Origin of the sequence: Exiguobacterium sp. s39, from assembly GCF_018618925.1 — a bacterium.
Taxonomy (GTDB): domain Bacteria; phylum Bacillota; class Bacilli; order Exiguobacteriales; family Exiguobacteriaceae; genus Exiguobacterium_A; species Exiguobacterium_A abrahamii.
In genome coordinates this window covers 1,229,674-1,248,525 of the sequence record NZ_JACSNA010000001.1, presented here as the reverse complement: position 1 = coordinate 1,248,525, position 18,852 = coordinate 1,229,674, and the positions used below count along the sequence as shown (strand labels likewise).

General features: G+C 46.2%; 17 protein-coding genes. 15 read left to right on the top strand and 2 right to left on the bottom strand.

What is annotated here, in order from left to right; translation table 11 throughout:
- Window positions 1-30 precede the first annotated feature (30 nt).
- The 7 genes from KNQ11_RS06670 to KNQ11_RS06640 all read left to right on the top strand — a co-directional run bounded on the left by KNQ11_RS06670 (window position 31) and on the right by KNQ11_RS06640 (window position 9,291).
- Window positions 31-2,178, top strand: coding sequence for a DNA translocase FtsK (locus tag KNQ11_RS06670; RefSeq protein WP_214770669.1), 2,148 nt, complete (start codon window positions 31-33; stop codon window positions 2,176-2,178).
- A 332-nt stretch (window positions 2,179-2,510) separates the two neighbouring features.
- Complete coding sequence (locus tag KNQ11_RS06665; RefSeq protein WP_214723578.1) at window positions 2,511-3,524, top strand: BMP family lipoprotein; 1,014 nt, start codon at window positions 2,511-2,513, stop codon at window positions 3,522-3,524.
- Window positions 3,525-3,746: 222 nt separating this feature from the next.
- Window positions 3,747-4,466: a GntR family transcriptional regulator gene (locus tag KNQ11_RS06660; protein ID WP_023468666.1), complete on the top strand. Its 720-nt coding sequence runs from the start codon at window positions 3,747-3,749 to the stop codon at window positions 4,464-4,466.
- Window positions 4,467-4,595: 129 nt separating this feature from the next.
- Complete coding sequence (locus KNQ11_RS06655) at window positions 4,596-5,669, top strand: BMP family lipoprotein (protein ID WP_029342030.1); 1,074 nt, start codon at window positions 4,596-4,598, stop codon at window positions 5,667-5,669.
- Window positions 5,670-5,735: 66 nt separating this feature from the next.
- Window positions 5,736-7,265, top strand: a complete 1,530-nt coding sequence (locus KNQ11_RS06650; RefSeq protein WP_029342029.1) for an ABC transporter ATP-binding protein — start codon at window positions 5,736-5,738, stop codon at window positions 7,263-7,265.
- Window positions 7,262-8,332, top strand: coding sequence for an ABC transporter permease (locus KNQ11_RS06645; RefSeq protein WP_029342028.1), 1,071 nt, complete (start codon window positions 7,262-7,264; stop codon window positions 8,330-8,332). The genes KNQ11_RS06650 and KNQ11_RS06645 overlap by 4 nt, the downstream gene beginning before the upstream one ends.
- On the top strand, window positions 8,332-9,291 hold the full coding sequence (locus tag KNQ11_RS06640) for an ABC transporter permease (RefSeq protein WP_023468662.1): 960 nt from the start codon (window positions 8,332-8,334) through the stop codon (window positions 9,289-9,291). The genes KNQ11_RS06645 and KNQ11_RS06640 overlap by 1 nt, the downstream gene beginning before the upstream one ends.
- 129 nt (window positions 9,292-9,420) lie before the next feature.
- Here KNQ11_RS06640 and KNQ11_RS06635 read toward each other — a convergent pair whose 3' ends face one another.
- Window positions 9,421-9,669: a ferredoxin gene (locus KNQ11_RS06635; RefSeq protein WP_029342027.1), complete on the bottom strand. Its 249-nt coding sequence runs from the start codon at window positions 9,667-9,669 to the stop codon at window positions 9,421-9,423.
- Between the two features lie 228 nt (window positions 9,670-9,897).
- Here KNQ11_RS06635 and KNQ11_RS06630 point away from each other — a divergent pair, with 228 nt between their 5' ends.
- From KNQ11_RS06630 to KNQ11_RS06595, 8 genes are all read left to right on the top strand, one after another.
- Entirely contained in the window at window positions 9,898-10,920 is a 1,023-nt protein-coding gene (locus KNQ11_RS06630; protein ID WP_214770667.1) for a YpbB family protein, read from the top strand.
- Window positions 10,920-12,350: a RecQ family ATP-dependent DNA helicase gene (locus tag KNQ11_RS06625; protein ID WP_251139639.1), complete on the top strand. Its 1,431-nt coding sequence runs from the start codon at window positions 10,920-10,922 to the stop codon at window positions 12,348-12,350. Before KNQ11_RS06630 ends, KNQ11_RS06625 begins: the two co-directional genes overlap by 1 nt.
- A 43-nt stretch (window positions 12,351-12,393) precedes the next feature.
- Window positions 12,394-12,588: a hypothetical protein gene (locus KNQ11_RS06620; protein WP_023468658.1), complete on the top strand. Its 195-nt coding sequence runs from the start codon at window positions 12,394-12,396 to the stop codon at window positions 12,586-12,588.
- Window positions 12,589-12,659: 71 nt separating this feature from the next.
- Complete coding sequence (locus KNQ11_RS06615) at window positions 12,660-13,544, top strand: MerR family transcriptional regulator (protein WP_195864802.1); 885 nt, start codon at window positions 12,660-12,662, stop codon at window positions 13,542-13,544.
- Window positions 13,545-13,600: 56 nt separating this feature from the next.
- Window positions 13,601-14,191 (top strand): adaptor protein MecA, encoded by a 591-nt coding sequence (locus KNQ11_RS06610; protein WP_195864803.1) that lies wholly within the window; start codon window positions 13,601-13,603, stop codon window positions 14,189-14,191.
- Between the two features lie 139 nt (window positions 14,192-14,330).
- A complete protein-coding gene (locus tag KNQ11_RS06605) occupies window positions 14,331-15,275 on the top strand; it encodes a D-alanine--D-alanine ligase (protein ID WP_214723570.1) in 945 nt (314 codons plus the stop codon).
- 134 nt (window positions 15,276-15,409) lie between these two features.
- Window positions 15,410-16,675 carry a Glu/Leu/Phe/Val family dehydrogenase gene (locus KNQ11_RS06600; RefSeq protein WP_023468654.1) on the top strand — a complete coding sequence of 422 codons (1,266 nt, stop codon included), beginning with the start codon at window positions 15,410-15,412 and terminating at the stop codon, window positions 16,673-16,675.
- 121 nt (window positions 16,676-16,796) lie between these two features.
- On the top strand, window positions 16,797-17,786 hold the full coding sequence (locus KNQ11_RS06595) for a YpdA family putative bacillithiol disulfide reductase (RefSeq protein ID WP_214770659.1): 990 nt from the start codon (window positions 16,797-16,799) through the stop codon (window positions 17,784-17,786).
- A gap of 53 nt (window positions 17,787-17,839) precedes the next feature.
- On the opposite strand, the gene KNQ11_RS06590 is transcribed toward KNQ11_RS06595, so the two are convergent.
- Complete coding sequence (locus KNQ11_RS06590) at window positions 17,840-18,808, bottom strand: asparaginase (RefSeq protein WP_214723566.1); 969 nt, start codon at window positions 18,806-18,808, stop codon at window positions 17,840-17,842.
- Between the last annotated feature and the right edge of the window lie 44 nt (window positions 18,809-18,852).

The window sequence follows — 18,852 nt, the reverse complement described above, 5'->3', positions numbered from 1 at the left end:
GAGCCGTTTTTTTATCAGGAGGGATGACGTATGGCGACGACGAAACGAAAACCTGTACGAAAAAAAACGCCGCCACGGAAACGACCGGCAGCGAAGAAACAACGTCAGCCGATTGCGTATCGTACATATGCGACCATCATCGCAATCGTCTCATTACTAGCTTTCGTTCTCGCTTTCGGGGAGTTCGGGAAAGTCGGACTGACGCTAGCCGATGGAGGAGAGCGGTTAATTGGTCAGTTCGGTTCCTTATTATATGGTGGAATCGGTGCTGTGCTACTTTTACTCCTCTCGAATGCGTCGCGTGCTCAGAAATGGGCATGGTCGATGTTACTGATGGGTTCAGTCGTCTGGATTGATCTATTGCTCGGAGCACCGCGTGGCATTCTCAATGGATGGCTCTATCAAAACGCAGCTTATTATATTTCGAGCGCGGGTGCCTTCTTGATTGGTCTGTTCTTCATCGGAACGGCCGTTCATATCCTACGCCCATCGTTTTATGGTGAGCTGTGGCTTGGGCTCCGGGAACGTGCAGAAGAGTTTCGCAATCGTGAACGAACACCACGTCCTCGTGTCGAAAAAGAGTTGAAATCGAAACCGGTTCGTGAGAAAAAACCGAAGACGTTGCGACCAGCAACTGTCGAGGAACCAATCGAAACGGAACAAGAAGCAGAAGATCCGTCCGTCAACATTCAAGACGTTCCGATCATCGGTTTCACGGATCACGTTGAACCCCAAGCAGCGGAGACACAAGGGCCGTTGACGATGACAGAGACACCAGACGGTTATCAATTGCCGTCGCTTGATTTGTTAGCAGAACCGACATCAAAAGATTTGTCCGGCGAGAACAAACGACTGAAGGACAATGCCACGAAATTGATTGCAACCTTAAAGTCGTTCGGGATCGGAGCAAAAGTCTTAAAGATTCATCTCGGACCAAGTGTCACGAAGTACGAGATTGAACCAAAACAAGGAATCAAGCTTAGTCGAATCACGGGACTCGCCGATGACTTAGCGCTAGCGTTAGCCGCAAAAGATATCCGGATCGAAGCACCGATTCCGGGTAAAGCGGCTGTTGGAATCGAGGTGCCGAACCGTGAAGTCGCCATGGTATCACTTCGAGAAGTACTAGGAGCGGAGAGCGTCCAATCCGACAGCGATCGTTTGCTCGTTGCACTCGGACGAAGCATTTCTGGTGAGACGGTGACAGCGAAGTTGAATAAGATGCCACACGTCTTAGTTGCCGGTTCGACGGGTTCCGGTAAATCGGTCTGTATCAATGGGATGATTGTCTCGATATTGATGCGGGCACGACCGGATGAAGTCCGCTTGATGATGATTGACCCGAAAATGGTCGAATTGAATGTCTACAACGGCATTCCGCACCTCTTAGCGCCCGTCGTCACCGATCCTAAAAAAGCGGCACAGGCATTAAAACAGGTCGTCTCGGAAATGGAACGCCGTTATGAGATCTTCAGTCAAAACGGAGCGCGCAACATCGAAGGCTACAATGCACTGATTGATAAGATGAACGCAGAGGAGAAAGTGCATCAACGATTACCGTACATCGTTGTCATCGTCGATGAGTTAGCTGACTTGATGATGGTCGCGTCAAACGAAGTCGAAGATGCGATCATGCGACTTGCACAAATGGCGCGAGCAGCAGGAATTCATATGGTCATTGCGACGCAGCGTCCGAGTGTTGACATCATCACCGGTGTCATCAAGGCGAATATCCCGTCGCGGATCGCATTCAGTGTATCGAGTGCGACTGACTCGCGGACGATTCTTGATACGGGAGGCGCTGATAAATTGCTCGGACGAGGAGATATGTTGTTACTTGGTAACGGCATGAACAAACCGGTCCGCGTACAAGGAGCCTTTTTATCGGACGAAGAAGTCGAGAAGGTCGTCAATCATGTCATCAGTCAGCAAAAGGCACAGTATGTTGAAGCGATGATTCCAAAAGATGTACCAGAGGGCGAAACAGAGGTCGACGATCCACTTTACGATGAGGTCGTCCAGTTCATTCTGACACAAGAGACGGCATCAACGTCGATGATTCAACGAAAGTACCGCATCGGTTACAACCGAGCTGCCCGTCTTATTGATGCGTTAGAAGAAAACGGTCTGATTGGTCCATCTGAAGGATCTAAACCACGCCGCGTCATGGGACGTTAATCGAGTAGAAAGGAAGTCGTGGAATATTCCAAGGCTTCCTTTTCTTTTCTAGGAAAATGTATAGATAAGAACAGATGTCTCGAAAAAAGAAGAGATACATGAAAAAAAGACATGATGATTTTGTATAAATAGAAATGACTGGAAAAATTAATGAATGCATCAAAAATAAAATCGCTTTCATGAAAATAGTTGTCAGACGTCTGTTGATTTTCAGTAGTGTTTTTGGCATACTCAGTCATATGAGTGACCGACCTTCAACACGAGGGCTGGGAGCAGCTTTTTCACAAATAGATAATGAAAGCGCTCTCATAATTGCAGAGGAGATGGATGAAATGAAGAAGAAACAGGTAATCGTATCGATGATGTCAGTAGCGACGGTTGGTCTTGCTGCTTGTGGTGGTTCAGGTGAGAAAGCCGATCAAAAAGATCAATTCTCTGTTGCGATGGTAGCCGATAAGGGTGGTATCGATGATAAATCGTTCAACCAATCCGCTTGGGAAGGTCTGCAAGCATACGGTAAAGACAACAAACTTCAAAAGAATGAAGGGTTCTCTTATCTACAATCTAAATCGCAACAAGATTATCAACCGAATCTATCGCGTCTTGCTCGTGGGGGAGAAGATTTAGTTTTCGGAATCGGGAACACGTTCAATGAGGATATCAAAACAGTTGCTGATCAATTCAAAGACACACAATTCGCAATCATCGATAACGTCGTTGAAGGAAAGAACGTCACGTCGATCACATTCAAGGAAAATGAAGGAGCATATCTTGCAGGGATCGTTGCTGCAATGGAGACGAAAAAAGATCATATCGGTTTCGTTGGTGGGATGAAGATGGACGTCATCGAGCGTTTCCGTGCCGGTTTCGAAGCAGGTGCTAAGTCCGTCAATCCGAAGATTAAAATCGATGTCCAATATGCGGAAGACTTCGCAGCTCCAGAAAAAGGTCAAGCGATCGCAGCTGGAATGTATGGTAAAGGCGCAGATATCATCTTCCCAGCAGCAGGTGGTACAGGAAACGGTGTCTTCACAGAGGCGAAAAACCGCAAGAAAAACGGTGAAAACGTCTCAGTCATCGGTGTCGACCGAGACCAAAAAGAAGAGGGTATGCCGGAAGACGTTACATTAACTTCTGTCATCAAACGTGTCGACCGTGCAGTCGAAGATACAGCAAACGCAGCGAAGGATGGTAAACTCGAGGGCGGCAAAACGATTCGTTATGGTCTGAAAGAAGATGGAGTTGATATCGTACCATCTGAAAAGATTTCGAAGAAGACGTTGACTGCGCTTGAGAAAGCAAAATCAGATGTCGTTTCTGGAAAAATCGAAGTACCTGAGCAATAAGCGTTGAAAAAAGAAGGGGCATTCTTAGGTAGAATGCCCTATTTTCTTCCATTATTGATTGCGTTATGAAAAGGGTTACAAAAGCGCCAGAAGTCAGACTTCTAACCTGTTACAAAATGATTGCAGGATTGTGTTGGGCGTCATATACTTATCTTGGCTGGAGTTCTCATACGTCAGAAGTCTGAGCACTGGTTACAACTAGATAGAGGATGGAGATGCGTCATGTCGATTAAATTAGATCATCGTTTGCTTTATTTACGTGTGATTGAAAAGATCAAGTCTGACATCGATGACGGCGTTTACAAGGAAGGCGAGAAGCTCCCTTCAGAGTTTGAACTTTCAAAGCAACTTGGCGTCAGTCGAGCTACTCTTCGAGAGGCATTACGAATTCTTGAAGATGAGAACATCGTCATCCGTAAACACGGTGTCGGTACGTTTATCAATGCAAGACCACCGTTTACTTCTGGAATCGAAGAATTGTACAGCGTAACAGAAATGATTGCGCGCGCAGGTATGGTTCCGACATCAGAAGTGTTATCATCCGAGATGGTCCAACCGACTGAGCGCGACCGAGAGCGTTTTCAACTTGGTCCGGATGAATTGGTTTATCGAATCGAACGAATCCGACTCGCAGGGGATGTTCCTGTCGTCTATTGTATCGATAAGATTCCAAGCCATTATATTAAAAATGAAGAGCAGTTCACCTCTTCGACATCATTATTTGATGCTTTAGAAAAAGAACTTGGACGACGTGTCACGCATGCCGTGACGCACATCGAGCCACGTATTGATCCGAAAATCGCTGAACAATTACATACGGACCAACCTTTGCTCGCGTTGCGTCAAACGCATTATGATGAGCTCGACCGTTCCGTTCTTTTTTCAGCGAACTATTTCCGAGCAGATAAGTTTGATTTCCACGTCATCCGTAAACGTGTGTGAGCCATTGTTTTAGGATGAATACTGAAAGCGCTTTCCGTCATAACCTACGTAACGCTCCTCATCGCCAGCCTCGGGTGCTAGACGTAGTCTTGAACTTTGTATGACCATATTCGAAAGGGGATTTTCCAGATGAAAAAGAAGTCACTTCTCGCATTAGCAGCAACAGGTTTAGCAATGAGTTCGGTCCTTGCAGCATGTGGTGGCAACGACGATTCAAAAGATTCAGGTAGCGGCAGCAAATCAGACGGCTTTAAAGTAGGTATGGTTACAGATACAGGCGGTGTTGATGATAAATCATTCAACCAATCTGCTTGGGAAGGTATCCAGAAGTTCGGAAAAGACAACGACCTAAAAGAAGGTACTGGCTACAAATATCTTCAATCTGCAAAACAATCGGATTACCAACCAAACCTTCAGCAATTAGCTCGTGCTAAATACGACTTGATCCTCGGTATCGGGTTCTTGATGGGAGAAGATATCGGTAAAGTAGCGGATCAGTTCAAAAAGAGCAACTTCGCACTCGTCGATATGGTCGTTGACAAGCCAAACGTCGCGTCAATCGTCTTCAAAGAAAACGAAGGATCGTTCCTCGTTGGTGTCGTTGCTGGTTTGACGACGAAATCAGATAAAGTCGGATTCGTCGGCGGCGTTAACTCTGACTTGATCAAGAAGTTCGAAAGTGGATTCAAAGCAGGTGTTAAAGCAGTCAACCCAGACGCTGACATCGAAGTTCAATATGCAGAAGACTTCAACGCTGCTGAAAAAGGACAAGCGATCGCTTCAGGTATGTACGGTAAAAAAGTCGACGTCATCTATCATGCAGCTGGTGGTACAGGACAAGGGGTATTCACAGAAGCGAAAAACCGTAAGAAAAACGGTGAGGATGTTTGGGTTATCGGTGTAGACCGTGACCAAGTCGAAGAAGGTATGCCAGAGAACGTCACATTGACGTCAATGGTCAAACGTGTCGATACAGCTGTTGAGCAAGTCTCAAAAGATACGAAAGACGGCAACTTCCCAGCAGGTAAAGTTGTTGAGTTCGGTCTAAAAGACGGCGGTGTTGATATCGCACCTTCGAAAGACAACGTTTCGAAAGAAGCGCTCGACAAAGTCGAAGAGTATAAAAAACAAATCATCGATGGCGACGTTAAAGTCCCAGCGACAGACGACGAGTACAAAGAATACGAAGCGTCACTGAAATAATAATGAAAGCGGGGGTCGCTAGCATTGCGGCTCCCCCTTTTAAACTAAACATGGGAGTGGATTTTCTTGGAATACGTCATTGAGATGCTGAACATTAGAAAAGAGTTTGGCAGTTTCGTCGCAAATGATAATATCACGCTCCAGCTTCGGAAAGGTGAGATTCACGCTTTACTTGGTGAAAACGGTGCCGGAAAATCGACGCTGATGAACGTCTTATTTGGTTTGTATCAGCCTGAGGCTGGAGAAATTCGTGTACGTGGTGAAAAAGCCAATATTACGAGTCCGAACGTCGCGAACGATCTTGGAATCGGTATGGTGCACCAACACTTCATGCTCGTTCAAAATTTCACTGTTACTGAAAACATCATTTTAGGTGCAGAGCCACGTGCCGGAATTAAGATCGACCGTGCAACTGCACGTGAGAAGGTACGCCAGATTTCTGAACAGTATGGTCTTGCTGTTGATCCTGATGCAAAAATCGAGGATATCTCAGTCGGAATGCAACAGCGTGTTGAAATTTTAAAGACGTTGTACCGTGGTGCAGACATCTTGATCTTCGATGAACCATCTGCTGTCTTGACACCACAAGAGATCAAAGAATTGATTCAGATCATGAATCGCTTGATCGCAGAAGGAAAGTCGATCATCCTCATCACGCACAAACTGAAGGAAATCATGGAAGTAGCTGATCGCTGTACGACGATTCGCCGTGGTAAGTATATCGGAACGGTCGATATCGATGAGACGATGACACAGTCGCGTCTTGCTGAAATGATGGTAGGTCGTGAAGTCAACTTTAATGCGGAGTATTCCAAGGCAACTCCACAAGAACTCGTTCTCGACATCAAGGATCTAGTCGTCAAGGACAGTCGCGGCATCAAAGCCGTCGATGGCTTAAATCTCGACATTCGTGCCGGAGAGATCGTCGGAATTGCCGGAATCGACGGGAACGGGCAAACGGAATTGATTGAAGCCATCACTGGTCTCCGTAAAGCGGATAGTGGAGAAATCTTCCTCAACAATAAATCGATCAAAAACTTGAAGCCACGTAAAGTGACGGAATCAGGTGTCGGTCACATTCCGCAAGACCGTCATAAACATGGACTTGTCCTCGATTATTCAATCGGACATAACATGGTCTTACAAACGTATTACAAACAACCGTATTCAAAAGCAGGCATCATGAACTATAAACAAGTCATGGAAAAAGCAAAAACGCTCATCGAGAAGTTCGACGTCCGAACTCCAAGTCCAGAGACGTTTGCTCGTGCCTTGTCAGGTGGTAACCAGCAAAAAGCGATCATTGCGCGTGAAGTCGATCGTTCACCAGACCTATTGATTGCAGCACAGCCGACACGTGGTCTTGATGTCGGAGCAATCGAGTTCATTCATGAACAGTTGGTTCTTGAACGCGAAAAAGGTCGCGCTGTCTTGTTGATTTCATTCGAACTCGAAGAAATTCTTCAAGTATCAGATCGGATTGCCGTTCTTTATGAAGGAAAAACAGTTGCCTTCTTGGATCCAAAAGAAACGAATGAGATCGAGCTTGGCTTCTTGATGGCCGGCGGTAAGAAAGAGGAGGTAGGTCATTCATGAAGTTAGAGCGTTTTTACGGCATCCTCATTCCGATTCTTTCCATCATCCTTGGAATGGTCGTCGGGGCGATCGTCATGGTCATCGGCGGGTATGATCCGATTGCCGGTTTTGATCAGTTATTCTATGGTATTTTTGGCGAACCATACAGCATCGGTGAAACATTGCGAGCAGCAGCTCCGTTGATCTTTGCCGGTCTTGCTGTCGCGTTTGCTTTCCGGACTGGACTCTTTAACATCGGGGTTGAAGGTCAGGTTCTCGTCGGGTGGATGGTCGCAGTTTGGATCGGGATTGAGTTTGATCTACCGATGGCGATTCATTTACCGCTTGCTTTAATTGGAGCAGGTTTAGCAGGTGCACTTTGGGCATCGATTCCTGGTATCTTAAAAGCGAAGTTTCATGTGCATGAAGTCATCACGTCAATCATGATGAACTATATCGCATTGTATGTGACGAATGATATTTTACGTCATGTCATCGGTATTACGAACGAGCGGACGGAGTCAGTCAAGGAATCAGCATCCCTTGCTTCACCGTTCTTACAAGAGATGACGGATTTTTCACGATTGCATAACGGGATTTTCATCGCAGTCATCGCTGCCCTCGTCTTCTGGTTCATTTTGTGGAAAACAACGCTTGGTTATGAACTCCGAGCAGTTGGATTCAATAAAAATGCTGCAGAGTATGCAGGGATGGGCGTTAACCGAAACATCATCTTATCGTTCGTCATCTCAGGTGTGTTCGCAGGTCTCGCTGGAGCGATGGAAGGTCTTGGGACGTTCCAAAACATGACATTGAACGCGTCCTTCACAGGTGTTGGATTCGACGGAATCGCGGTTGCCTTGTTAGGTGCGAATAACCCGATCGGTGTCGTTCTCGCGGCGTTACTGTTTGCAGGACTCAACATCGGTGGTCTGTCGATGCAACAGATTGGTATTCCACCGGAACTGATCAAAATCATCATCGCATTCATCATCATCTTCGTGGCTTCGGGTTACGCGATTCGTCTCGTCATCGAGAAGTTCACGGTTAAGAAAGAATCTAAAAAAGCGAAAGGAGCCGGTCAATAATGGGCTTTCTTGAAGTACTTTATATCATCGTGCCAATCGCACTCGCCTATTCGGCTCCGTTAATCATTGCAGCACTTGGCGGCATTTTCAGTGAGCGTTCTGGCGTCGTCAATATCGCGTTAGAAGGATTAATGGTCATGGGTGCCTTCACAGGTGTCGTCACGGCATTGACTTTATCGAAAATGGGCTTAGGTGCTGCGAGTCCTTGGCTTGCGATGCTCATCGCGATCGTCGTCGGAGCGGTCTTCTCACTGTTCCTTGCGATTCCAGCAATCCTCTTCCGAGCAGACCAAACGGTTCTTGGAGTAGCGATCAACTTGCTTGCGGTTGGTCTTGCGATCTTCCTTGTCCGTGCACTTTACAGTAAAGGACAGACAGATTCGATTCCAAACCGGATTTCGAAAGAAAATGTACCATTCTTGTCTGATATTCCAGTCTTGAAGATGTTCTTCGCAAACGTCTACTACACATCGTATATCGCGATCGTTCTCGCGTTCGTCGCATGGTACATCATCTTCAAGACACCATTTGGTCTTCGTTTACGTTCTGTCGGGGAACACCCGATGGCAGCGGACACGATGGGAATCAACGTCACGAAGATGCGTTTCATCGGCGTTATGATCTCTGGTGGTTTCGGCGGTCTTGCTGGTGCTGTCTACGCGACGTCGATTTCATTGAACTTCAGTGTGACGACGATTCTCGGTCAAGGCTTCCTCGCGATTGCGGCGATGATCTTCGGAAAATGGAACCCACTCGGTGCCATGGGGGCAGCCCTCTTCTTCGGGTTCGCTCAAGCGATTTCGATCATCGGTCAGCAATTGCCGTTACTCGATCAAATTCCACAAGTGTATCTGTTGATTGCGCCGTATTTATTGACGATCTTAGCACTTGCTGGTGTCGTTGGTCGTGCGGATGCACCAAAAGCTGTCGGTGTACCGTATATCAAAGGTAAACGCTAAATTTTTACTAATCATAGACCGGATGTTGCCAATTGGTGACATCCGTTTTTTTTAGATGATCGATAGATTGAATGAGAAAAAGTCCAATAAAAAAAGATGCTTCGCGAGGAAACATCTTTTTTTATTCACTTATTCGAATTTTAACGCATCGCCTTCGAACGATTCATCTGCTACTTTGATTGAATCCGTCGGGCAACCTTCGAATGCATCAATCATATCGTCGAATAATGCTTCTGGAATTTCGGCAGTACCATTGTTATCATCAAGAATGACATACGCCAAACCCTCATCATCATAATCATAGATATCTGGTGCCGCTGCTCCACAAGCACCACAAGCGATGCAAGTATCTTTGTCGACAATCGTAAATTTAGCCATTGAACGGTCTCCTCTCTATACGAAAACATTATTGAAACACGCTGTTCTCATCTATATGTCATTGTATCGGACTCATCGTTGCATTTCAATGACGAAGCACAAGTGACAGCAGAAAATGTATATATCATCACATGCCCGCAAACGGCCTCTCTAAAACGTAACGATGAAACAGGAATAGCATATCATCTTTGATTTGGAAACGACATACAACAGGAGGGAGCGTGACATATGGAAGTTTCTTTACTCGAGCGTATTTTTCTGGAATCGATCCAGCGCCTTCGAAATGAACGATCTGACCGCAGTCTTTATCATGTTTTTCAAGGAAAGAAATCAGCGACTTCTCTGCAAGATGCTCATTTTTATGATTTAGAGTCGGTATTCGGTACTGTATTAGTCAGTAAACAGCGATTCGAAACAATCTTGGCTGAACTTGCGCAGAAGAATTGGATTGAGCGGCAAGAGACACTGCGACTGACGTACGAAGGCGCGCGACTAGTAGAGCAAACGGATCGTGCGACCATTGATCAACTAGGTGGTGAACTTCGTGGTTATGCTGAGATGATGTGGAAACGACTCAGCCTTTTGGTTCAAACGATGGTTTGTTTGGAAGCGAAACAGCCGTTTATTCCTGTGCAACAGGAAACCATCATCCGTGAATGGGTAAAAAGTGTTCTTCCGACCATCTCGAATCGAGCAGAATGGTTACATCATATGCACCAAGAGTTGATATTTCTCCTTGAGCGCTTACCAGAGCGAGAAGCGACATTAATCAGTTACCGCTTGTCTGGCGTGCAGGCAGGATGGTCTTATCCGCAATTAGCTCAAATGATGAAAACGGATGTGGAGAGTGTTCAATACGAATTTACGATCGCTTGGCGAAAGTGCATCGATGACTTAGAAAAAACACCATTTCTAAAGCAAATAGGTGTTGATCTACACACGTCAAAAATGACCCAGTCTGCGCAAACGACATGGGAGTTATTACAACAGGGATTAACCGTTGAAGCGGTTGCGATCCGAAGACGATTAAAAAATAGTACGATGGAAGATCATCTCGTTGAGATTGCAATGTATGCTCCTTCGTTTCCGCTGGATCATTTTGTTACGTTATCTCAGCAAGAAGAGGTTCGACAGATTGCACAGCGACTCGGAACTTACGCGCTGAAGCGGATCAAGAGTGAGATGCAATCCGAGATATCTTATTTTCAGATTCGATTGGTTTTAGCACGTAGTAAATGGGAGGGGATTTAATGGAAGCGTTATTGCATCGTCATTTTGGATACGAAGCATTTCGACCTGGACAACGCCAAATCATCGATTCCATCCTAAACGGAACAGATACACTAGCAATTTTGCCGACTGGTGGAGGAAAGTCTGTCTGTTATCAATTTCCGTCTTATGTACAAAATGAAGGACTGACGTTGATTTTGTCTCCGTTACTCTCGTTGATTGAAGACCAGGTTATGCAAATTAAGCGCAGAGGGGAGCGATCTGTCGCTAAATTAACTTCTGTCGAGACACGAGAAGAGAAGGAGCAGATCTTATCTGTACTCGAACATCTACGATATCTTTACTTATCACCGGAGCAACTGGCGCTGCCGCAGATTCGGGCTCGGCTAAAACAGATCAATATCGCGCTCTTCGTCGTCGATGAGGCGCATTGTATCTCCCAATGGGGACACGAATTTCGACCGGAGTATGCAAGACTTGGTCACATTCGACAAGAACTTGGCCTTCCACCATGTCTTGCCTTAACGGCAACAGCGACGCGTGCTGTTGAGCAAGATATTCGAACACAACTGCGTATGAATGAGCCACAAATCATCCGTCGTTCTGTCAACCGACCAGAAATCCAATACGTTGTCGATCGCGTGGATCGAGAAGAAAAGGATGCGGCAGTCAATCGGTGGATGGAACGCATCGTTCGCCCATGCGTCATCTATACGACGACCCGTAAAGAAGCGGAACGAATTGCTGAAATCATTGACGGCGCGACCTATTATCATGCTGGGTTGACGATAGAAGATCGCCAGCTTGTTCAACAACAGTTTCTTCATGATGAGATTGATTGTCTCGTGTGTACGAGTGCGTTCGGAATGGGTGTCGATAAAGGTAACGTCCGTACGGTCATTCACTATACGATGCCTGCGACGATCGAAGCTTACATGCAGGAAGTCGGACGTGCCGGACGTGACGGTAAAGAGGCGACTGCGATCTTACTTTACGCTGCTCAAGATGAACAACTACAAACGTACTTGATCGACACGCAATATGCGCCCGTCTTGTGGATCGATCAATTGCAACAAGGAATGAATCAAGGCGAATCCTATGCCAAGATGGAAAGTGGTTTTCGTTTTAATCCGGAAGATCCGGCATACCGCTTACTTAAATCACAACTCGAGAATGGGTGGTCGAAGGAACGCATCATCCAGTGGCAAACAGAACGTAAACAATTGAAACGACAAGAGATCAACCAGATGATGGACTACATTCACCGGAACGAATGTCGCCGTTCGATGTTGTTGCATCATTTTGATGAGCAGGCAATCGTACAACCACGTTGTTGTGATATATGTGGAACGATTGAGTGGGAAAGTCCAGTGCAGAGAAGGACGCATCAACCGGTAGATTGGAAATTGCGTTTAGAACAAGTCTTTTTTTCATCACTAGATTCGGTGTAAACTAGACAATATCCTTATATTTTTCAAGAAAAGGTGATGAACATTGAGTAAACAAGATCAGAGACGGTTGCATCAGAACGAAGAGGATCAGTCACTTCCACCGCGTTCTTCGCGTATCGAACATGTTCGAAACGAGCGATTAAAACAACCATTTCGAAAAAATCCGTTAGCAATCACGTTGACGGTGCTCATGATCACGATCATCATCGCCTTCGTCTCCATCGGTTTCATGATGTAAGGGCACATTGTGAACGGAGATTTTTTTCCTTTCAGCGTATACTAGAAAGGAAGGGGAAGGAGGCACGATGCATGGATCGTGGGAAATATAATATCAAAGCAGTCGCTGCGTTAGTGGGACTCAACCCGACGACCATTCGTGCTTGGGAGCGGAGATATCAGGTGCTTGATCCGGATCGAAGTGAATCCGGACATCGCATCTATAGTGATAACGATGTCGCGAAATTACGCTGGATCGTCGATAAACAAAAAGAGGGGTTATCTGTCTCTAAAGCAATCCAGTTGTATGAGATGCCTGTCAATCGGGCTGAAGTACCGCACGATTACGGAGTCGAACTGCGAGATCAGTTATTTCAGGCATTGACGAACTTTGAAGAACGACATGCGCATGACATCATGAATAAAGCATTCTCGATGTTTAGCTTCGATAAAGTGATTCAGGACATCGTCGGTCCACTTTTGCATGAGATCGGAGTGAAGTGGGAGTCGGGTGAGATCACGATTGCGCACGAGCATTTTGCGACGGCATTTCTGAGAGCTCGCCTTTCGACATTGTCGTTACAGATGCCGATCAATCCGTTCTTACCACGAATCGTCTGTGTCTGTGCGCCGGAAGAAGAACACGAACTCGGACTACTTTTCTTTACACTTTATTTACGACAATCTGGATTTGATGTCATTTTCCTCGGTTCCGGTATACCGGTTCAGGATTTGGTGACGGTCACACACCAGCTGCAACCGAAAGCCGTTATTCTTTCCTGCACGTTATCGGATCATTTACCGTTGCTCGATGAAGCGCTGGCACGTTTGATGGCTGATTTTCCGGATCTTGAGATTGGTCTTGGAGGTTATGCGGTCGATCAGCTGCCGGAACGGTATGGTCCACATTTACTTGGTGCAGACGATCAATCTTGGAAAAGTTGGTTAAGTCGACTCACTCCGACAACTGGTGTATAGTATGATTCATAGCGAACGGAGACATCAGGTTTCCGGTTTTGACTGGAGGAGTCTATATGAGGTTTGAACAAATGAAACAAGGACACCTTCGTGTCTTCATCACAAAGCAGGAGTTATCGCTTCACGACGTTCGACCAGAAACGTTGGCTGTCGGGAAGGGACAAGCTTTATTGCGTAATCTATTAGAAGAAGCCGAATCGAATTTTGGTTTTCAAGCAGCGGGAACACTCGAATTTTTCGTTACATTCTTTCCGAATGACGGGATGCTCGTTGATGTACGTCGTGAAGGCGATTTGCCAGAAGAGATGAACGAGGAGTTCGATCAAGTCGAAATCCGTATGACAGTTGATATCGTCCATCACGTCTTATATGCTCTACAATCGCTAGAAGACGTCATTCAAGCGAGTCATGGATTATTGCGACATATGCCTCGTACAGAGACAGGTGGTAGCCTCTACTTCTTCGAGGGAAGCTATTATCTCTATTTCCAAGAACGAATGAATGAGGCGCTCGAGCAGACGGTGACGACGATTTTGTCTGAATACGGTGAACCGAGCCCGAAAAGTCCACTTGTCATGGCGGAGTATGGGAAAACGATTCAGGCGGAACATGCCGTCGCAACGATAGCTGAACAGTTTAATATGTAAAACATCAAGTGCGACATTCCCTCATAGGGGGATGCCGCACCTTTTTGTGTTCTGCTGGAAGTGGCACCATTTTGTATTTTTTCATCGTCAGAAGGATGGTATGATAATCATTGAACGTAAGAAGAAGGAGTGAAGTAGGATGAAAGTGGCAGTATTATACGGTGGGACTTCAGGAGAACGGGAGGTTTCATTAAACAGTGGAAAGTCGATCATGGAAGCATTAAACAGTAAAGGGCATGAGGTCACGGCTGTTGATTTCCACCCTGATCAAGCGCATGAACTCTTCCAGCTGGATGTAGATGTGGCTGTCATCGCTCTTCACGGGAAAATTGGTGAAGATGGACGCGTACAAGCATTGCTTGAACTGGCAGACATTCCATATACAGGTTCAGGTGTGTTAGCGTCAGCGCTAGCGATGGATAAGGCACGTTCGAAAGTTCACTTTGATAAAGCAGGCATTACGATCGCCCGTGATGTGCTGTTAGAGCGTGGAGATGATATCGAAGCAAAAATCGTAGAGTGGAATGGTCAATTTCCTTGTGTCGTCAAACCAGCACAAGAAGGCTCATCAAACGGATTGACGATTGCTCAAGATGAGACGATGTTACGTGAAGGAATCGCTAAAGCCTTTGAAGCGGACGATGCAGTGCTTGTCGAACAGTTCATTAAAGGGCGTGAAGTGACAGTGCCGGTCGTCGGTCATAAAGGTGCAGAAAAAGCATTGCCGGTCATCGAGATCATTCCGAAGAACGCCTTTTATGACTATGAATCCAAATATGCCATCGGAGGTTCGGAGCATATTTGTCCTGCTGAGCTGGATGAGACAACGACAGAAAAACTTCAAGAATGGGCTGTTAAAGCGCACCAAGTCCTTGGCTGTGCAGGATACTCGCGATCTGATTTCCTAGTACCGGAATCCGGAAATCCAGTCATCTTGGAGACGAATACACTTCCTGGTATGACTTCGACCAGTTTATTCCCGGACGGTGCACGAGCAGTGGGAATCGAATATCCGGAATTGGTCGAATATTTCATGGAACTGGCGATCGAACGACATCGTCAAACAAAACAACCAAATCAATGATATCCTAGGAAAAGAAGTGAGAAAGCGCTTACAAATATAGGCGTAACCCCTTTCATTACGTTCGAGAAAAGAGTATACTTTATCCGAACAAGGAAACGGCATAGGGGATGCCACTTATGGGGAGGAACGTTGGAATGATCACTGACCAACAACATGCGAATCACCGCAAGAACGTACTGGAAGCGACACAAGAAATCGTCAAGGAGGCACTAGGGAAACTTGGTTATCCAGACGAGATGTACGAATTACTTAAAGAACCACTCCGGATGTTGACAGTCCGGATTCCGGTACGGATGGATGATGGTTCGACGAAAATCTTCACAGGATATCGTGCGCAACATAACGATGCCGTTGGACCAACGAAAGGTGGAATTCGCTTCCACCCGAACGTGACGGAAGTTGAAGTCAAAGCATTATCCGTTTGGATGAGTCTGAAGGCAGGTATCGTTGACTTACCATACGGCGGCGGTAAAGGCGGAATCATCTGTGATCCACGTGAGATGAGTTTCCGTGAAATCGAACGTCTCAGCCGTGGATATGTCCGTGCTATCAGTCAAATCGTTGGACCGACGAAGGATATTCCAGCACCTGACGTCTTCACGAACTCGCAAATCATGGCATGGATGATGGACGAATACAGTCGAATCGATGAATTCAACTCACCTGGTTTCATTACAGGGAAACCGCTCGTCCTCGGTGGCTCACACGGTCGTGAGACAGCGACGGCGAAAGGTGTCGCAATCATGATTCGGGAAGCGGCTGCTAAAAAGGGTATCTCGCTCGAAGGCGCACGTGTCGTCGTTCAAGGATTCGGCAACGCCGGAAGTTTCTTATCGAAATTCATGTATGATTTAGGTGCAAAAGTTATCGCGATCAGCGATGCGTACGGGGCACTCCATGATCCAAACGGTCTCGATATTCCATACCTACTCGACCGTCGTGACTCGTTCGGTACCGTGACGACATTGTTCAAAAATACGATCTCGAATAAAGAATTGCTTGAACTTGAATGTGATATTCTTGTTCCGGCAGCAATCGAGAATCAAATCACAGAAGACAATGCGCACGATATCAAAGCAGCGATCGTCGTTGAAGCGGCTAACGGTCCGACGACGAACGAGGCGACGAAAATTCTCGCTGAACGTGACATCCTGATCGTTCCGGATGTTCTTGCTTCGAGTGGTGGCGTAACGGTTTCTTACTTCGAATGGGTCCAAAACAACCAAGGGTATTACTGGACGGAAGAGGAAGTACACGAGAAACTTGAAAAAGTACTCGTGAACTCGTTCAACCAAGTCTATCAGACAGCGCAGACGCGTAATGTCGACATGCGACTTGCCGCTTATATGGTAGGTGTCCGGAAGATGGCGGAAGCATCTCGTTTCCGTGGTTGGGTCTAATATGATAATGAACGTCCGCTTCTTCTTTGCGAAGAGCGGGCGTTTTGCATTGCAATTTCTTTCGTCTATGGTAGAGATTTGCTAAGATATAAAAAAAGCAACCGGAAGAGGAGATATTCGAATGTTAGATTGTATCGTAATCGGTGCAGGACCGTGTGGGTTATCGGCAGCGATCGAAATGCAAGATCGGGGACTAGACGTCGAAGTGCTCGAAAAGGGAAATATCGTCGAAGCGATTTATCGTTATCCGACGCATCAAACGTTCTTTTCAAGTAGTGAGAAGTTAGAAATTGGTGGTGTACCGTTCATCAATAAAGAATTAAAACCGCGACGTCTCGACGCGCTCGTCTATTATCGAGAAGTCGTCAAACGAAAACAATTGACGATTCGTCCGTTTGAGACGGTCGAGCGGATTGAACGTCAAGCGGATCATTTTATCATCCACTCGGAGCGTTCCGGGGAAAAAAGAAGCCGAGAAGCTCGCTCCGTCGTGCTTGCGACAGGTTATTATGGTTTACCGAACCGAATGGATGTTCCTGGAGAGGAATTACCTCATGTCTCGCACTACTTTACGGAAGGACATCCGTTTTTTGATCAAGATGTCGTCGTTATCGGTGGGAAAAATTCGAGCGTTGATGCAGCGATTGAACTTGAAAAAGCGGGAGCACGTGTGACCGTCCTTTACCGTGGACCGGAGTATAGTCCATCCATCAAACCATGGGTGTTGCCGAACTTCGAATCTCTCGTTCGTTCGGAAAAGGTCAAGATGATTTTTGGAGCGTCAATCGAAGAAATTACGGAGCAAGAGGTGGTTTATCAAATAGATGGAGATAAACAGACCGTCCGTGCTGATTTTGTTTTTGCGATGACAGGTTACACACCCGATGTCGGATTGTTCGCTGACACAGGCATTACGATTGATCGTAAAACAGGTATTCCAAGTCACGACGAAGAGACGATGGAATCGAATGTCCCGGGCATCTACATCGCAGGTGTCGTCGCAGCAGGATATGATGCCAATAAAATATTTATTGAAAATGGACGTTTTCACGGTGCAAACATTGCCGACCATCTCGTTGAACGGCTACGTGGTGCATCGATACAAGCCTAAACAAAACCTCTTGATTTGGAAGATGAATTTCCGGATCAAGAGGTTTTTTTCATTTATTCAACGCGGAATGATTCTTCGAGTTCTAGTTGTGAAGCATCGATTTCGAGTTCGACCATCAGTTTAAGCCGCGCTTTTTGTGAATTCAGTCCATTCGAGAAAATGACGCCGAGTTCTTTTAATTGTTGTCCACCACCCGTATATCCGTAGACGTCTTGAACGATTCCGTTGAAGCAACGGCTGACGATGACGATCGGCATGACGGTAATCAATTCAGCGATGGCATCCACGATACTTGGTGGTACATTTCCTTGACCGAGGACTTCAAGGACGAGTCCATCATAACCGAGTTGTTTCACAGCAAGTAATAGGTCGGGTTCCATACCGGCATAGACTTTAAGAACGGCGACCCGTTTTGAGAGCGAAGTCACCATATGTGTTTGTTTCAAGAGCGGTGTATTGAATAAGTAGACATGATCCTTCGTTACCATCCCAAGATTTCCGAAATGAACGGATTTGAATGTATCGACGGATGACGTGTGCGTTTTTGTGACGTTGAATGCCGAATGGATTTCCCCGTTGAAGACGACGAGGACACCTTTTCCGTGCGCAGCTTCACTGACAGCGACACGAAGTGCCGTAATCAGATTAAACTCACCATCGGATCCGACCTCATTAGAAGAACGCATGGCTCCTGTCAAAACGATCGGAACAGGTGCACCAAGCGTCAAATGTAAGAAATAAGCCGTCTCTTCCAGTGTGTCCGTTCCGTGAGTGATGACGACGCCGTCGTAATGTTCCTTCTTGAGCTCACTCTCGATGAAATGGGCTAGACGCAACATGATGTCAGGTGTCATATGCGGAGAAGGTAAGTTTGCGAAGTGACGCGTCGTAATGTTGGCAATATCTGTTGCACGCGGGAGTGAAGCGTCGAGTGGATTGATATCGTTTGGTAAGACATGACCAGAATGATCCTGTGCCATGGCGATCGTTCCACCCGTATGAATGAGTAATAATGATTTCATGCTAAAGGGTCCTTGTCTACAGACAGAAGACCTTCACCTACTTT

Excerpts from the sequence above, each read along its gene's own strand:
- KNQ11_RS06670 (WP_214770669.1), top strand. The coding sequence starts at position 31 with ATGGCGACGACGAAACGAAAACCTGTACGAAAAAAAACGCCGCCACGG.
- KNQ11_RS06665 (WP_214723578.1), top strand. The coding sequence starts at position 2,511 with ATGAAGAAGAAACAGGTAATCGTATCGATGATGTCAGTAGCGACGGTT.
- KNQ11_RS06660 (WP_023468666.1), top strand. The coding sequence starts at position 3,747 with ATGTCGATTAAATTAGATCATCGTTTGCTTTATTTACGTGTGATTGAA.
- KNQ11_RS06655 (WP_029342030.1), top strand. The coding sequence starts at position 4,596 with ATGAAAAAGAAGTCACTTCTCGCATTAGCAGCAACAGGTTTAGCAATG.
- KNQ11_RS06645 (WP_029342028.1), top strand. The coding sequence starts at position 7,262 with ATGAAGTTAGAGCGTTTTTACGGCATCCTCATTCCGATTCTTTCCATC.
- KNQ11_RS06640 (WP_023468662.1), top strand. The coding sequence starts at position 8,332 with ATGGGCTTTCTTGAAGTACTTTATATCATCGTGCCAATCGCACTCGCC.
- KNQ11_RS06635 (WP_029342027.1), bottom strand. The coding sequence starts at position 9,669 with ATGGCTAAATTTACGATTGTCGACAAAGATACTTGCATCGCTTGTGGT.
- KNQ11_RS06630 (WP_214770667.1), top strand. The coding sequence starts at position 9,898 with ATGGAAGTTTCTTTACTCGAGCGTATTTTTCTGGAATCGATCCAGCGC.
- KNQ11_RS06625 (WP_251139639.1), top strand. The coding sequence starts at position 10,920 with ATGGAAGCGTTATTGCATCGTCATTTTGGATACGAAGCATTTCGACCT.
- KNQ11_RS06615 (WP_195864802.1), top strand. The coding sequence starts at position 12,660 with ATGGATCGTGGGAAATATAATATCAAAGCAGTCGCTGCGTTAGTGGGA.
- KNQ11_RS06610 (WP_195864803.1), top strand. The coding sequence starts at position 13,601 with ATGAGGTTTGAACAAATGAAACAAGGACACCTTCGTGTCTTCATCACA.
- KNQ11_RS06605 (WP_214723570.1), top strand. The coding sequence starts at position 14,331 with ATGAAAGTGGCAGTATTATACGGTGGGACTTCAGGAGAACGGGAGGTT.
- KNQ11_RS06600 (WP_023468654.1), top strand. The coding sequence starts at position 15,410 with ATGATCACTGACCAACAACATGCGAATCACCGCAAGAACGTACTGGAA.
- KNQ11_RS06595 (WP_214770659.1), top strand. The coding sequence starts at position 16,797 with ATGTTAGATTGTATCGTAATCGGTGCAGGACCGTGTGGGTTATCGGCA.
- KNQ11_RS06590 (WP_214723566.1), bottom strand. The coding sequence starts at position 18,808 with ATGAAATCATTATTACTCATTCATACGGGTGGAACGATCGCCATGGCA.